Source organism: Aquipuribacter nitratireducens (assembly GCF_037860835.1).
GTDB lineage: Bacteria > Actinomycetota > Actinomycetes > Actinomycetales > JBBAYJ01 > Aquipuribacter > Aquipuribacter nitratireducens.
In genome coordinates, this window is record NZ_JBBEOG010000013.1 from 68,253 (window position 1) to 83,568 (window position 15,316).

Annotated in this window: 12 protein-coding genes; 5 read left to right on the forward strand and 7 right to left on the reverse strand. The window is 76.4% G+C overall.

Annotated elements, in window-relative coordinates; all coding sequences use genetic code 11:
• Window positions 1-223 precede the first annotated feature (223 nt).
• Window positions 224-2,164: a 1-deoxy-D-xylulose-5-phosphate synthase gene (gene dxs / locus WAB14_RS17675; RefSeq protein WP_377003129.1), complete on the forward strand. Its 1,941-nt coding sequence runs from the start codon at window positions 224-226 to the stop codon at window positions 2,162-2,164.
• Between the two features lie 18 nt (window positions 2,165-2,182).
• On the opposite strand, the gene WAB14_RS17680 is transcribed toward dxs, so the two are convergent.
• The 6 genes from WAB14_RS17680 to WAB14_RS17705 all read right to left on the reverse strand — a co-directional run bounded on the left by WAB14_RS17680 (window position 2,183) and on the right by WAB14_RS17705 (window position 9,450).
• A complete protein-coding gene (locus tag WAB14_RS17680) occupies window positions 2,183-3,088 on the reverse strand; it encodes a hypothetical protein (protein ID WP_340271657.1) in 906 nt (301 codons plus the stop codon).
• 143 nt (window positions 3,089-3,231) lie between these two features.
• Entirely contained in the window at window positions 3,232-5,334 is a 2,103-nt protein-coding gene (locus WAB14_RS17685; protein ID WP_340271672.1) for a 3-hydroxyacyl-CoA dehydrogenase NAD-binding domain-containing protein, read from the reverse strand.
• 38 nt (window positions 5,335-5,372) lie between these two features.
• Window positions 5,373-6,632: a thiolase family protein gene (locus tag WAB14_RS17690; RefSeq protein WP_340271658.1), complete on the reverse strand. Its 1,260-nt coding sequence runs from the start codon at window positions 6,630-6,632 to the stop codon at window positions 5,373-5,375.
• A 108-nt stretch (window positions 6,633-6,740) separates the two neighbouring features.
• Entirely contained in the window at window positions 6,741-8,027 is a 1,287-nt protein-coding gene (locus WAB14_RS17695) for an HRDC domain-containing protein (protein ID WP_340271659.1), read from the reverse strand.
• 58 nt (window positions 8,028-8,085) lie between these two features.
• A complete protein-coding gene (locus WAB14_RS17700) occupies window positions 8,086-8,685 on the reverse strand; it encodes a helix-turn-helix transcriptional regulator (RefSeq protein ID WP_340271660.1) in 600 nt (199 codons plus the stop codon).
• 135 nt (window positions 8,686-8,820) lie between these two features.
• Window positions 8,821-9,450: a DUF3000 domain-containing protein gene (locus WAB14_RS17705; RefSeq protein WP_340271661.1), complete on the reverse strand. Its 630-nt coding sequence runs from the start codon at window positions 9,448-9,450 to the stop codon at window positions 8,821-8,823.
• Window positions 9,451-9,562: 112 nt separating this feature from the next.
• Here WAB14_RS17705 and hemE point away from each other — a divergent pair, with 112 nt between their 5' ends.
• From hemE to hemQ, 3 genes are read left to right on the forward strand one after another with little or no spacing between them, the layout of a single operon-like run.
• On the forward strand, window positions 9,563-10,654 hold the full coding sequence (gene hemE / locus WAB14_RS17710) for a uroporphyrinogen decarboxylase (protein ID WP_340271673.1): 1,092 nt from the start codon (window positions 9,563-9,565) through the stop codon (window positions 10,652-10,654).
• Window positions 10,651-12,198 carry a protoporphyrinogen oxidase gene (gene hemG / locus WAB14_RS17715; protein WP_340271662.1) on the forward strand — a complete coding sequence of 516 codons (1,548 nt, stop codon included), beginning with the start codon at window positions 10,651-10,653 and terminating at the stop codon, window positions 12,196-12,198. Before hemE ends, hemG begins: the two co-directional genes overlap by 4 nt.
• Window positions 12,195-12,896 carry a hydrogen peroxide-dependent heme synthase gene (gene hemQ, locus WAB14_RS17720; protein ID WP_340271663.1) on the forward strand — a complete coding sequence of 234 codons (702 nt, stop codon included), beginning with the start codon at window positions 12,195-12,197 and terminating at the stop codon, window positions 12,894-12,896. Before hemG ends, hemQ begins: the two co-directional genes overlap by 4 nt.
• A gap of 33 nt (window positions 12,897-12,929) precedes the next feature.
• Here hemQ and WAB14_RS17725 read toward each other — a convergent pair whose 3' ends face one another.
• The gene (locus WAB14_RS17725) at window positions 12,930-13,421 is read right to left on the reverse strand and encodes a GNAT family N-acetyltransferase (protein WP_340271664.1); all 492 of its coding nucleotides are present in this window, start codon (window positions 13,419-13,421) and stop codon (window positions 12,930-12,932) included.
• Between the two features lie 99 nt (window positions 13,422-13,520).
• On the opposite strand from WAB14_RS17725, the gene WAB14_RS17730 reads away from it, so the two are divergent.
• Window positions 13,521-15,128 carry a methyl-accepting chemotaxis protein gene (locus WAB14_RS17730; protein ID WP_340271665.1) on the forward strand — a complete coding sequence of 536 codons (1,608 nt, stop codon included), beginning with the start codon at window positions 13,521-13,523 and terminating at the stop codon, window positions 15,126-15,128.
• The last annotated feature ends 188 nt before the right edge of the window (window positions 15,129-15,316 follow it).

Sequence of the window (15,316 nt, forward strand, 5' to 3'; positions counted from 1 at the left end):
CGTCCGCGCGCTCCGTCCGCCCGCCGCGCAGGCACCGGGCCGATCCGGCCCGTATCGTGGACGGACGCCCCGCAGACGGGGCCCGCCCGCGCCGAGAGTCGGCCGCGGCCACGGAGGAGTGGTGACCACGGACAGGAACGAGCAGGCGCCGGCCGCGACCGGTCGCCCCGTCGTCCCCGAGCAGCCGAGCGGAGCCGCGGTCCCCGTGACACCCGCCGCCCCCGTGGGGCCCGCCCGGGTGCTGCCGCGCATCCAGCAACCCGCCGACCTGCGCGGGCTCAGCGACGCCGAGCTGGACCGGCTCGCCGAGGAGATCCGCGAGCACCTCGTGCGCACCGTCACCGCGACGGGCGGGCACCTGGGCCCCAACCTGGGCGTCGTCGAGCTCACCCTCGCCCTGCACCGCGTCTTCGACTCCCCGCGCGACCGCCTGGTCTTCGACACCGGCCACCAGTCGTACGTCCACAAGCTCGTGACCGGGCGGCAGGACTTCTCCCTGCTCCGCCGCGAGGGCGGCGTGTCGGGCTACCCGAGCCGCGCAGAGTCCGAGCACGACGTCGTCGAGAACTCCCACGCCTCGACCGCCCTGTCGTGGGCGGACGGCATCGCCCGCGCCTTCCAGGCCCAGGGCGTCACCGACCGGCACGCGGTCGCCGTCGTCGGCGACGGCGCCCTCACCGGCGGCATGGCGTGGGAGGCGCTCAACAACATCGCCCACGACCCGGACCGACCGGTCGTCGTGGTCGTCAACGACAACGGCCGCTCCTACGCCCCGACCATCGGGGGCCTCGCGACGCACCTCGCGGGGCTGCGCACCGACCGCCGCTACGAGCGTCTCCTCGACTGGGGCCGCAGCAGCCTCGTCCGCCGGGGCCGGTTCGGCCGGTTCCTCTTCGGTGCCCTGCACGCCGCGAAGGCCGCGATCAAGGACTTCGTCGCGCCCCAGGGTCTCTTCAGCGACCTCGGCATCAAGTACGTCGGCCCTGTCGACGGGCACGACCGGCCGGCCGTCGAGCGGGCCCTGGACCGGGCGCGCCGCTTCGGCGGGCCGGTCCTCGTCCACGTCATCACGCAGAAGGGCCGCGGGTACGACCTCGCCGAGGCCGACGACGCCGACCACTTCCACGGCATCGGGGCGATCGACCCCGTGACCGGCGCGTCGCTGAGCCCGGCAGCGCCGTCGTGGACGTCGGTGTTCGCGGACGAGATGGTCGCCGTGGGTCGACAGCGGCCGGACGTCTTCGCCATCACCGCCGCCATGCTCATCCCCGTCGGGCTGCAGCGGTTCGCCCAGGCGCACCCCGACCGGGTCGCCGACGTCGGCATCGCCGAGCAGCACGGCGCGACCGCCGCCGCGGGCATGGCCCTCGCGGGCCTCCACCCCGTCATGGCGGTGTACGCGACCTTCCTCAACCGGGCCTTCGACCAGGTCCTCATGGACGTCGCCCTCCACCGGGCCGGCGTCACGTTCGTCCTCGACCGCGCCGGCGCGACGGGCGACGACGGGGCCAGCCACAACGGCATGTGGGACATGTCGATCCTCCAGGTCGTGCCCGGCCTGCGCCTGGCCGCCCCCCGTGACGGCGCCACGCTGCGCGCGGAGCTGCGCGAGGCCCTCGACGTCGACCACGCCCCGACCGTCGTCCGCTTCCCCAAGGGCGCGCTCGTCGACGACGTCCCCGCGGTTGCCCGCGAGGGCGCGACCGACGTGCTGCGTGCCCCCCACGGCGACCGGCCCGACGTGCTCCTCGTGAGCGTCGGCGCCATGGCCGGGGTGAGCCTCGAGGCGGCCGAGCGTCTCGCCGCGCACGGCGTCGACTGCACCGTCGTCGACCCGCGCTGGGTGAAGCCCGTCGACCGCTCCCTCGTCGACCTCGCTCGTCGTCACCGCGTCGTCGCCGTCGTCGAGGACGGCGGACGCACCGGCGGCGTCGCCGCGGCGGTCCGGCAGGCGCTCGCCGAGGCCGACGTCCGCCGTCACGTCGAGGGCTTCGGCCTCGCGCAGGAGTTCCCCGACCACATGTCGCGCTCGGCGCTGCTCGAACGGTGCGGGCTGACCGGCCAGGCCGTCGCGCGGCGTCTGGCGGAGGTCGTGAGCCGGGAGTCCGCCGACGGGACCACGCCGGTGTCGGAGCCCTCCGGAGAGGACGCCGGCCGCCTCTGACCCTACGCGTGCGGGCGCTCAGCGCCAGCGCACGTCGCGCCGGGCGGGCGCGGCCGGGTCCGCGAGGACCGCCCCGAGCACGTCACCGCCGTCGGGCGGCACGGCGACCTCGTCGCGGGTGACGAGCAGCGGCCGGTCGAACGCGCGGTAGAGGGGCTCGCTCGCCGCCCACGCCGCCCGGACGTAGGCCGGGTCGATGCGGGCGAGGTCGAACCAGCCGCGGTCCCGGACCGGGACCGCGAGACCCCGCATGCCCGTGCCGTCCCCGCTCGCGACGAACGCGCGGACGCGCTCGCTGCCGAGGAGACTGACGACGTCGGCCGCGCCCACGGGCCGCAGGACGAGCGGGCGCCGCTCGCTCGCGTCCCGCTCGAGCCGCTCGACGAGCAGCCCGCCGAGCCGCTCGAGGTCGGTGCGGACGCGGTCCCACGCGACGTCGAGCCGGTCACCGAGCGACTCGCGGACGAGGGGCAGCGGAGGCAGGGGCAGCGGGTCCCGGACCCGCCCCAGGTCGGCGATGCCGGGGCCGAGCGCGAGCGCGCCGCCGGGCACGGCCTCGCGCACCCAGCCCTCGCCCGGGGTCAGCGGCCCCGGGTCGACGGGCTCGCCGTGGGCGTGGAGCACGGCGAGCACGGCGTCCGGGCCGCCGACGGCGAGGAGCCCCGCGACCTCGGTGGCGGCGAGCAGCCGGGCGCGGGTGACGGGGTGGTCGGGCACCTCGACCCACGGCCCGACCGCGGCCTCGACGTCCGCCCACGACAGGTCCCCGCCGGCGGCGAGCCGGACCCCCGTCGAGGTCGGGTCGAGGTCGACCTCGTCGAGCACCTCGAGCGCGAGGACGGCCTGACGCAGACGTGCCGGCGCACGGCGTCGTGGCCGCCGCGCGGGGGCGCGGGGCGGCTCGGGCGCACGGGTCGTCGGCACGAGGCCAGACTCCCCGTCCGGTGCCCGCGACGAAACCGCCGGGACGTGCCGGCGGGCGACGTCACCCGGACGCACGTCGGCCGGTGACGAGCCGTTCGCGTCGCGAGCGGTCCGTCACCGGCCGTAGGTGTCGTGGCGGCTGCTCAGCCGGGCAGGCTCGCGACGCCCGGTGGCAGGAACCGCTGCCCGGTCACCCGCTCGGAGACGCCCTCCCGGTCCAGCAGCGGCAGGAGGCCGCCGAGGTGGAACGGCCACCCAGCGCCCGTGATCATGCAGAGGTCGATGTCGCGCGGGTCGGCGACGACCCCCTCGTCGAGGAGCAGGCGGGCCTCCTGGGCGAGCGCCTCGAGGCTGCGGCGCAGCACCTCCTCCGCGGTCGCCGGCGTCGCGGCCGGCTCCGGGAGGAGCGCCTTCACCTCGTCCGACAGGTACGGCTTCCCGCGCTCGTCCCACGACCACACACCCGGGTGACCGGCCTCGACGATCCGCTGCAGCGACGGCGAGACCGTGAACCGGTCGGGGAACGCCGCGTGGAGGCTCTCGAGGACGTGCAGCGCGATGGCGGGCCCGACGAGCTGGAGGAGCACGAGCGGCGACATCGGGAGCCCGAGCGGGCGCAGCGCGGCGTCGACGGTCTCCGGCGGCGTGCCGGCGTCGAGCGCCTCGCAGACCTCGCTCGTGAGGCGGATGAGGAGCCGGTTGACGACGAAGGCGGGCGCGTCGGCGACCGGCACGCACGTCTTCTTCAGGCTCTTCCCGACGGCGAATGCGGTCGCGTACGTCGCGTCGTCGGTGCGGGGTGCCCGGACGACCTCGAGCAGCGGCATGATCGCGACGGGGTTGAAGAAGTGCATCCCGACCATGCGCTCGGGGTGCTCGAGGTCGGCGGCCATCTCCGCCACCGACAGGCTCGAGGTGTTCGTCGCGAGGACGCAGTCGGGCCGCACGACGGCCTCGAGCTGACCGAGGACCTGCTTCTTCACCGACATCTCCTCGAACACCGCCTCGATGACGAGGTCGGCGCCGGCGAAGACCCCGACGTCGGTGCTGCCGGTGACGAGCGCCTTGAGCCGGTTGGCCGTGTCGGGGGAGATCCGGCCCTTGCCGAGGAGCGTGTCGACCTCCCCGTGGACCCGGGCGACGCCGGCGTCGACGCGGCTCTGGTCGAGGTCGGTGAGCGCGACGGGCACCTCGAGCCGGCGCACCATCAGCAGGGCGAGCTGGGAGGCCATGAGACCCGCGCCCACGACGCCGACGGACGTCACGGGTCGCGCGAGGCCCTTGTCGGGCACCCCCTGCGGGCGCTTCGCGCGGCGCTGGACGAGGTCGAAGGCGTAGACGCCGGAGCGGAACTGCGGGGACACGACGAGGTCGGCGAGCGCCTCGTCCTCCGCGGCGAACGCCTCGTCACGGTCGGCGGTGCGCGCGAGCGCGACGAGGTCGAGCGCCCGGGTCGGTGCGGGGGCCGCGCCGGCGAGGCGGGCGTCGAGGGCCTTCCGGGCGGCGGCCACGGTCCCGTCCCACGTCGCGGCGTCGGCGGTGTGGTCGGTGCGGGGGACCTCGACACGACCCGCGAGGACGTCGGCCGCCCACGCGATGCTCCGCTCGAGGAAGTCCGCGGGCTCGAACACCGCGTCGGCGATGCCGAGGCCCGCGGCCTTCGGCCCGGTGAGCATCCGGTTCTGGTTGAGGGCGTTGTCGACCATCACCTGCAGCGCGGCCTGCGGGCCGACGAGGCGCGGCAGCAGGTACGTGCCGCCCCAGCCGGGGACGAGACCGAGGAAGCACTCCGGCAGCGCGAGGGCCGGCACACCGGAGCTGATCGTCCGGTACGTGCAGTGGAGGGCGATCTCGAGCCCGCCACCCATGACGGCGCCGTTGACGAAGGCGAAGCTCGGCACCGGCAGCTCGCCGAGCCGCCGGAACACGTCGTGACCGAGCCGGGCGAAGGCGAGCGCCTGGTCGCGCTCGACGACCTGCCCGACGCCCTTGAGGTCGGCGCCGACGGCGAACACGAACGGCTTGCCGGTGACGGCGACGGCGCGCGTGCCGTTGGCCTCCAGGCCCGCCTCGACGGCGTCGAGCGCATCGGCGATCCCGTAGAGACCGGCGGGGCCGAACGTCGTCGGCTTGGTGTGGTCGTGGCCGTTGTCGAGGCTGAGGAGGGCCAGGGTGCCGCCGTCGGGCAGCGGGACGTGCTGCACGGCGGTGCGGGTGACGACCTCGTCCGGGTAGAGCGTCGTCATCGCCTCGCGGTCGTACGTGCGGGAGTCCGTCGTCGTGCTCACGCTGCGCCCTCCTCGGCGGCGGTGGCGCCGGTGGCGGCGTCGGGTCGGGCCCAGGCGCCCGCCTCGGCGTGGTGCGGGTTCTCCCAGATGACGCTGCCGCCCATGCCGATGCCGATGCACATCGTCGTGAGCCCGTAGCGGACCTCGGGGTGCTCCTCGAAGTGCGCGGCGAGCTGCGTCATGAGCCGCACGCCGGAGGAGGCGAGCGGGTGCCCGACGGCGATGGCGCCGCCCCACGGGTTGACGCGCGGGTCGTCGTCGGCGATGCCGAAGTGGTCGAGGAACGCGAGCACCTGGACGGCGAACGCCTCGTTGATCTCGAACAGCCCGATGTCGTCGATCGTGAGCCCGGCACGGCGCAGCGCCTTCTCGGTGGCCGGGACCGGCCCGACGCCCATGACCTCGGGGTCGACGCCGGCGAAGGCGTAGCCCACGAGCCGCATGCGGGGGGTGAGGCCGAGCGCGTGCGCGGTGCCCGCCTCGGCGACGAGGCAGGCGGTGGCGCCGTCGTTGAGGCCGGCGGCGTTGCCCGCGGTCACCCGGCCGTGCGGGCGGAACGGGGTACGCAGGTCGCGAAGGTCCTCGACGGTCGTGCCGGGTCGCATGGGCTCGTCGGCGGTGGCGAGGCCCCAGCCGCGCTCCGCGTGCCGCGTCGCCATCGTCACGAGGCCCTGCTGGACCTTGCCCGCCTCGTAGGCGGCGGCGAGCTTCGCCTGGGACGCGGCCGCGTAGGCGTCGGCGCGCTCCTTCGTGATGCCGGGGAAGCGGTCGTGCAGGTTCTCCGCGGTCGCGCCCATGACGAGCGCCGACGGGTCGACGATCTTCTCCGCGACGAAGCGGGGGTTGGGGTCGACGCCGGAGCCCATGGGGTGGTGGCCCATGTGCTCGACGCCGCCCGCGATCGCGACGTCGTAGGCGCCGAAGCCGATCCCGGACGCCGTCGTCGTGACCGCCGTCATGGCCCCCGCGCACATCCGGTCGATGGCGAAGCCGGGCACGGACTTCGGCAGACCCGCGAGCAGGGAGGCCGTCCGGCCGATCGTGAGGCCCTGGTCGCCGGTCTGGGTGGTCGCCGCCACCGCGACCTCGTCGACCCGCTCCGGCGGCAGCTGCGGGTTGCGCTCCAGCAGCCCGCGGATGCAGCGGACGACGAGGTCGTCGGCGCGGGTCTGGGCGTACATGCCCTTGTCCCCGGCCTTGCCGAAGGGGGTGCGGACGCCGTCGACGAAGACGACGTCCCTCGGTGTCGCGGTCACGGGACCTCCCGGTCGGTCGGGGCGGCCCGCGTCCTCACGGGCGCCACCGACGATGCTACCCGCCGTGGTTACTGGTCGGTAACAAGAGGTCCGGGACGGTCCTGCGCCTCAGGAGGGCGCGTGACCCGCCAGCGCGTCGACGAGGACGTCGGTCGTGAGCGCGACCTGCCACTCGCGGGCACCGCGGTCACGGAGGAACGCCGCCACGGCGGCGGCGTCGGCCGGCTGGGGCGGCTCCCAGGCGAGCCGGCGGGCGGTGTCCGGGGTGAGGAGGTTCTCCACCGGCAGGTCGACGCTCTCAGCGACGCCCGCGAGCGCCGGCCGCACCCGGGCCAGTCGAGCCGCGGCGTCGGGGTCGCGGTCGGACCACAGCCGCGGCGGCGGGGGCCCGTCGCCGCGGGGCGCGGGTCCCGGGAGCGCGTCGTCCGGCAGGGCGAGCGCCTCGGAGATCGCGTCGAGCCAGTAGCGGCCGAGGCGGCGGTTCGCGGGGCCCGAGAAGACCGGCAGCTCGGCGAGGGCGGTGAGCGTGCGGGGCTGCGCGGTCGCGGCTGCGACGATCGCGGAGTCGGGCAGCACCCGGCCGGGCGCGACGTCCCGGCGGCGGGCGTGCTCCTCGCGCGCCTCCCAGAGCGAGCGGACGACGGCCTGCGCACGCCTCGTCCGCAGCCGGTGCACGCCGGACGTGCGCCGCCACGGGTCGACGCGGGGGGCGGGCGGCGGGGCGGCGGCGACGGCGGCGAACTCCTCCCGGGCCCACGCGAGCTTGTCCTGGGCGTCGAGGTCGGCGGCGAGCCGGTCGCGCACGTCGAGGAGGAGCTCGACGTCGAGCGCGGCGTACGCCAGCCACGACGCCTTGAGGGGGCGGGTCGACCAGTCGACGGCCGAGTGCTCCTTCGCGAGGCCGACCCCGAGGTAGTGCTCGGTCACCGCCGCGAGGCCGACCCGCGGCAGGCCGGCGAGCCGGGCACCGAGCTCCGTGTCGAACAGCTCCCGGGGCCGCAGCCCCAGGGCGGCCAGGCACGGCAGGTCCTGGGAGGCCGCGTGGAGGACCCACTCGGGTCCGTCGAGCACCTGGGCGAGGGCCCTCAGGTCGAGGTCCGCGACCGGGTCGACGAGCACCGTCGGCCCGTCGCCGCGGCGCAGCTGGACGAGGTACGCCGCCTGCCCGTACCGGTAGCCGGACGCGCGTTCGGCGTCGACGGCGACGGGTCCGTCGGCCTCGGCGAGGGCGTCGACGGCGCGGTCGAGCGCGGGCTGGGACGTGATGACCGGCGGTGTGCCATCGCGCGGTTCGCTGAGCACGGGGACCGGGGGAGCGGCGGGGCTGTCCGCGGTCGCGGTGCCGGTCCGGTCGCCGGGCTCGTCGCGGTCGACGGTCTCGGCGGTGTCGGGCACGGGGGCCAGGGTACGGGGACGGCTCACCCGGACAGGGCGAGCGGGGTCGCGGCGTGCCTCAGGTGACGGCGCCGGCGCGCATGGCGATGGCGACCATCTGCGCGCGGTCGCCGGTGCCGAGCTTGCGGGCGATGCGCGCGAGGTGGCTCTTCACGGTGAGCGCGGACAGGCCGAGGGAGTCCCCGACGTCCTTGTTCGAGCGGCCGTCGGCGACGAGACGCAGGACCTCGACCTCCCGCGCGGACAGCTGCTCGACGCCCGGGTCGGTGGGGCCGGTGGGCTGCGCGGGCGGCGCGGGGCGGCTCGTCACGAGGAAGCAGCGGGCACCGGCCATGAGCGCACCGCGGACGGTGAACGGGTCGGTGGACTGCGACAGCAGGACCGTGCGGGACCAGCCGAGCGACCGGAGCGTCTCGACGGCGGCGATGCCGGACCCGTCGGGCAGCTGGCTCTCGACGACGGCGAGGGACGCCATGCCGCCGCGGCCGAGGGTCCGGGTCTCGCTGACGAGCCCGACGGTGGAGACGTCGGCGGCGCCGAGGGAGGTGAGCACCCGCGCGAGGGACTCGCGAAGCCCGGGGGAACCGGCCACGACGGCCGCGTGGAACCGCCCCCGGCTGAGGGGGATCCGTGCCCGGTCGGGGACCACGGTGGTCATGGGTGCCTCCTTGTCCAGCGGGAGCCCTGCTCCCGGTGCTGGACGGATGATCGGCGGGTGCCACGACCGACTTGAGGACGGGGGAGGTGGTCGTCCTGCGGACCCGGCGTCGAGACGCGTGGACCCGGCGTCGCGTCAGCGTCGACGCGGGAGGGCGCTGACCCCGACCGCCTGCGGTGGCAGCCCGGCGACCCGGCACAGGACGTCGGCCCACGCCTGCAGGTGCGCGCCCGGGTGGCCCTCGGGCGACCACGACGCGCGGAGCTCGACCTGGATGGCCGACGGCCGCGCCGACAGGCTCCCGAAGCTCTCCGACACGACCCGCGTCACCGTCCCGCCCAGACGACGGGCCCGCGCCTGGGGGCCCTCGAGCGCCTCGCCGAGCCACGACCACACGACCTCCGACAGCAGGGGGTCCTCGGCGAGCTCGGGCTCGACGACCGCCTTGACGAGGGCGATGACGCGGAGGTCGCCGCCCCACGCCTCGGGGGCGGCGGGGTCGTGGAGCAGGACGAAGCGCCCGCCGGCGTCGTCGGCGTCGGGCTCGTCGAGCGCGTCCGTCGCGTAGCGCAGGGCCGACAGGTCGAGGTGGCCGTCGAGCGCGTGCGCCCACGGCGCGACCTTGCGCGGCGGCGGGATCTCCTCGAGGGCGACCTCGGGGCGGACGACCGTCGCCCGGAGCGCCTCGACCGCCCGGAGGAACACCTCCGGGGCCGGGACGTCCGTCCCGGCGGGGGCACCCGCCGGGAGCCGGGTCGTGGTCACCTCTGCAGGGTAGGTCCGGGGACCGACGTCGGGGGCGAGCGACGGCGCCCGGCGTCGGGCGTGTCGCGGTGGGCCGGACGAGGGGTGGGACGATCGACCCGTGGCCCACGTGATGCCGGAGAGCACGACGCGCCTGCCGGACCTCGTGCGTGCGGCGCGCGGCGAGCCCGTCGACCGCACCCCCGTGTGGTTCATGCGGCAGGCCGGGCGGTCCCTGCCGGAGTACCGGGCCGCCCGAGGCGGCACGGCGATGCTCGAGGCGTGCCGCACTCCCGAGCTCGTCGCGGAGATCACCGTGCAGCCGGTGCGGCGCTACGGGGTCGACGCCGCCGTCCTCTACAGCGACATCGTGGTGCCGCTGCACGCGGCCGGCGTGGACGTCGACATCGTCCCCGGCACCGGCCCCGTCGTCGCGAGCCCGGTGCGCACCGCGGCGGACGTCGCCGCGCTCCCCGGACCGGACGACCTCGACCTGGCGTTCCTCGTCGACGCGGTCCGGCTCACCCGGGCCGAGCTCGGCGCCACCCCCCTGCTCGGCTTCGCCGGTGCGCCGTTCACGCTCGCGAGCTACCTCGTCGAGGGCGGCCCCAGCCGCGACCACGCCCGCACGAAGTCGCTCATGCTCGCCGAGCCCGACCTCTTCGCGACCCTGCTGTCGAAGGTCGCCGACCTCACGAGCGCCTTCCTCCGCACCCAGGTGGAGCACGGTGCCGCCGCGGTCCAGCTCTTCGACTCGTGGGCGGGAGCCCTCGCGCGGCCGGACTACGAGCGGCACGTCGCGCCGCACTCCGCCCGCGTCCTCGCCGAGGTCGCGGAGGTGCCCGGCGCGGACGGACGCCCCGTGCCGCGGATCCACTTCGGGGTCGGGACGCAGGACCTGCTGGTCTCGATGGCGCGGGCGGGCGGCGACGTCGCCGGGGTGGACTTCCACCTCACACTCGCCGACGCCGTCGACCGGCTCGCCGCAGCCGGGCTCGCCCGGCCGGTGCAGGGCAACCTCGACCCGGCCCTCCTCCTCGCGCCGTGGGACGTCGTGGCGGCGCGTGCGACCGACGTCCTGCGCGACGGGCTCCGGGCCCCCGGGCACGTCTTCAACCTCGGCCACGGGGTGCTCCCGGCGACCGACCCGGACCAGCTCGCGCGGCTCACCGACCTCGTCCACGCCTTCGACCGCGACGCCGAGCGCGAGCGGCTCGGGCGGTGAGCGGGTCGCGGGTCGTCGTCCTCGGCGGCGGCGTGAGCGGACTCTCGGCGGCGCTCGACCTCGTCGACGCCGGTGCCGACGTGACGGTCGTGGAGGCCCGCGCCGAGCCGGGTGGGCTCCTGCACCGGGAGAGGGTCGCGGGCGTCCCGGTGGACGTCGGTGTCGAGGCCGTCCTCGCCCGTCGTCCCGAGGGGGTCGACCTCGTGCGACGCGTCGGGCTCGGGGACCGGCTGGTGGCGCCGACGGCAGCGGCGCCGGGGGTGTGGCGACGCGACGGGGTGCGGTCCCTGCCCCGCGGCACCGTCATGGGGGTGCCCGGCACCGGCACCGACCTGTCCGGCGTCCTCACACCCGAGGAGGTCGCGCGGACGCGTTCGGTCATGACGCGAGCCGCCGGGGCCCGCGCGCGCCGCGCACCGGTCGGCCCCCCTGGCAGTGACACCGGTCAGGACGTCGACGTGGACGTCGCCTCGGTCGTGACGCGGGAGGTGGGCCCGCACGTCCTCGACGTGCTCGTGGAGCCGCTCCTCGGCGGGGTCCACGCCGGACGGACGGACGAGCTGTCCCTGCGCGCCACCGTTCCCGCGCTGTGGCGGGCGTGGCGGGAGGGCCGGCCCCTCGCGCAGGCGGTCGACGAGGCGGCAGAGAAGGCGGCAGGGGAGGCGGCAGGGGAGGCGGCAGGGGAGTCGGCCCGGCAGCCCGCGCCGAGCGGGCAGGGCGCAGCTCCGGTCTTCACGGGCGTGAGGGGTGGCATGGCGGGCATCGTCGACGCGGCCGTCGAGGTCCTGCGTCGCGGTGGTGCCGAGGTGCGGACGGGCACTCTCGTCACCGGCCTCGCGCGCTCGGGCGCCGGCTGGGTGGTGGACGTCGCGGTCGGCGGCCCCCACGGCACCTCCGAGCGGCTGACGGCCGACGCGGTCGTCGTCGCGCTGCCCACCCGTCCTGCGGCGCGTCTGCTGGCGGCGGTCGCGCCCGAGGCCGGCGACCTCCTCGACGCCGTGCCGGTCGTCTCGGTCGCGACGGTGGCGCTCGCCGTCGCCTCGCCCGTCCCGGAGCGCTCCGGGCTCCTCGTGCCGCCGCACGAGGCGGAGGCCGCCGGTGTGCGCGCCAAGGCGGTGACCTTCAGCACGCGGAAGTGGGGGTGGCTCGCGGACGAGGCCGGCGACCGCGAGGTCGTCCGGGTGTCCTTCGGGCGGCGCGAGGAGGAAGAGGTGCTCCGGTGCCCCGACGCCGACCTCGTCGACCTCGCGGCCGGGGACCTCGCGAGGTTGCTCGCCGTGGACGGGCTCCCCGCGCCCGTCGTCGTCGACGGGCACGTCGCGCGCTGGGGCGGGGCGCTGCCGCAGCACACCGTCGGTCACGCCGCCCGGGTGGAGAGGATCCGGCGGGTGGTGTCCGGCGTCGGCGGGCTCGCCGTCGCCGGCGGCTGGGTCGACGGGGTCGGGGTGCCGGCGTGCATCGCCTCCGGGCGGGCCGCCGCGGCCGCGCTGGCCGGGGCCACCCCCGCCCAGCGCCGGGGCCGGGCTGGGATACTGCCCGCATGAGCGCCCACGCCGCCGCCGAGGAGATCAACGCGACGATCCGGTACACCGCGTGGTCGGTGTTCGCCTCGGCCGCCCCGCTGCCGGCCGAGGCCGACCGCGCCCAGCTGGCGAAGGAGGTCGAGGAGGCACTCGCGCCGCTCGTCGCGGACCACGACCTCGTCGTGCGGGGCTGGTACGACCTCGGTGCCATGAGCGCCGAGGCCGACCTCATGGTGTGGTGGCACGCGCCCCGCGTCGAGACGGTGCAGGCGGCCTACCACGCGCTGCGTCGCACCCACCTGGGCGCGCACCTCGCCCCGGTGTGGAGCGTCGTCGGCCTGCACCGCCCGGCGGAGTTCAACCGCGGCCACGTCCCGGCGTTCATGGCGGGGGAGGAGCCGCGCGGCTACCTCTGCGTCTACCCCTTCGTCCGCAGCTACGAGTGGTACCTGCTGCCGGAGGACGAACGCCGCGAGCTCCTCGTCGAGCACGGTCGGGCGGCGCGGCCGTACCCCGACGTGCGGGCCAACACCGTGTCGAGCTTCGCGCTCGGCGACTACGAGTGGCTGCTCGCGTTCGAGGCCGACGACCTGCACCGCATCGTCGACCTCATGCGCGACCTGCGGAACACCGGTGCACGTCGCCACGTGCGCGAGGAGCTGCCCTTCTACACCGGCCCGCGCCTGGGTCTGCCGGAGCTCGTCGAGACGCTGCCCTGATGGTGCCCTGACGCGGCCGGCGCACCACGCGCCTCAGCCGCGCGGGCGCCGCATCGGGGTGTGGGGGATGCCGTCCTCCACGAAGTCGTCGCCGTCGCGCACGAAGCCGTGCCGGGCGTACCAACCGGCGAGGTGGGACTGGGCGTCGAGGACGACGTCGCTGTCGGCCCCGAGCTCCGTGACGACGTCCGCGACGAGCCGGTCCGCGAGACGCCGACCACGCGCGCGCGGTGCCGTCACGACGCGCCCGACCCGGGCGACGCGCGGGCCCTCGCCCGTCGTGTCGTCGAGGACCCGGAGGTAGGCGAGGACGTCATCCGGTGCGCCCTCGGGGTGGACCCAGCGGTGCTCGGTCCGCGGCTCGATGTCGCGGCCGTCGAGCTCCGGGTAGGGGCACTGCTGCTCGACGACGAAGACGTCGACGCGGAGGCGGAGCACCTCGTACGCGACGCGCGGGTCGAGCGCGTGCCACGGGGCGCTCGCGGTGACGACCGGGGTGTCCGTCGGCGTGGGGGACTGGGCCACGGGCGCATCGTAGGTGGCCGAGGCCTCAAGATCATGTCCGACGAGTCGACAGGCAGGGGAGGACGGGGACCCGCTCGTCCCCACGTCCCGGAGGACCCGATGAGCAGTCCCGCCCGTCGTCGCGCCCGTTTCGCCGACCTGGCGACGTCGGGCAAGATCGCGCTCCTCGTCGGTGCGGCCGCGGCGGCCCTCGCGACGACGACCGCGGTCGGGGTCATCGGGGTGCGGTCCTCGGCGGACACCGCGGCCGAGCTGCTGACGGCCGGCGCCGCCACCCGGGCGTCGCTGGAGACCGACATGATGCACGACGCGGTCAGGGGCGACGTCCTGCGGGCCCTGCGCGCCGGTGAGCGTGGCTCGGAGGCGGAGCGGGCGGCCGCCGCCGCCGACCTCGTCGAGCACAGCGAGCTCATGCGCGCGCGGCTCGACGACGTCGCCTCCGCCGGACTGGGGCCGGGCGTCGAGGACGCGGTCGAATCCGTACGCCCGTCGGTCGACGGCTACCTCGCGTCCGCGCAGCAGGTCGTGGAGCGGGCGGGCGCCAACCCCCGGGTCGCGGCGAACGACTACACCGGGTTCTCGCGCGCGTTCGAGGCGCTCGAGGCCGAGCTGCCGGCGGTCGCCGACTCCGTCTCCGCGGTGGCCGACGAGGCCGAGGCGCACGTCGCACGAGAGCGCAGCCGCTCCCTGGTGGTCCTGCTCGGTACGGGGCTGGCTGCGCTCGTCGTGCTCGTCCTGCTGGCCCGCGCGGTGACACGCGCCGTCACCCGGCCGCTGGCACGCGTCGCCGCCGTCGCGGAGGCCCTCGGGGCAGGCGACCTCACGGTGGTCGCCGGGGTGACCTCGCGCGACGAGGTCGGCCGCACCGCCGAGGCACTGGACCGTGCCACCGCGTCCTTGCGGGCGCTGCTCACGCGGCTCGCCGGGACGGCCACGTCCCTCCGCTCGGCCGCGGAGACGATGACACGGTCCGCCGACGAGATCGCCGCCGCCGCGGAGCAGTCCGCCGGCCGGGCGGGCGTCGTCGCAGCGGCCGCGGAGCAGGTGTCGAGCACCGTCCAGGGCGTCGCGGGCGGCTCCGAGGAGATGGCGGCGTCGGTGCAGGAGGTGGCGCGAGCGGCCGCCGAGGTCGTCGAGCAGGCGGTCTCGGCCGTGGCCGTCGCCGGCCGCACGGCTGACGCCGTGCGCGAGCTCGGGACGTCGAGCGAGGAGGTCGGAACCGTCGTCCGGCTCATCTCCGCCGTGGCCGAGCAGACGAACCTCCTCGCGCTCAACGCCACGATCGAGGCGGCGCGGGCCGGCGAGCACGGCAAGGGCTTCGCCGTCGTCGCGACCGAGGTGAAGGAGCTCGCGCAGGAGACCGCCCGGGCCACGGAGGACATCACCCGCAAGGTGCACGCCATCCAGTCCGACACCGCGGTCGCCGTCGAGGGCGTGACCAGCCTCGCCGGCACCGTCGGGACCGTGCGGGACCTGCAGGGCGACATCACCGCCTCCGTCCAGCAGCAGGAAGCCACCACCGCGGAGATCGCCCGGGGTGTTGCCGAGGTGGCAGCCGGAGCGGGCGAGATCGCGGCCGGGGTCGCGGGGGTGGCGGAGGCGGCCGCGGCCACGAGCGAGGTCGCCGGGACCACGCGCGTCGCCGCCACGGACCTCGCCCGCCTCGCCGACGAGCTCGGGGAGCAGGTCGGGCGCTTCCGCTGCTGACCCGCCCCATCTCACGCGACGGCGTGGGCGGGTGCGTGTGCCCAGGGTGGTTCGGGGTCGGGGTGGGGTGGTGGGGCGGTGGTGAGGGTGGTGGTCGGGTTCGTGGGGGTGGTGTGGGGTGGCTGGTGGGGTGGTTGGTAGGGGTGGTCGGTGTCGGCGGGGTGGGTGGTGTAGGTGTGGCCGGTGGG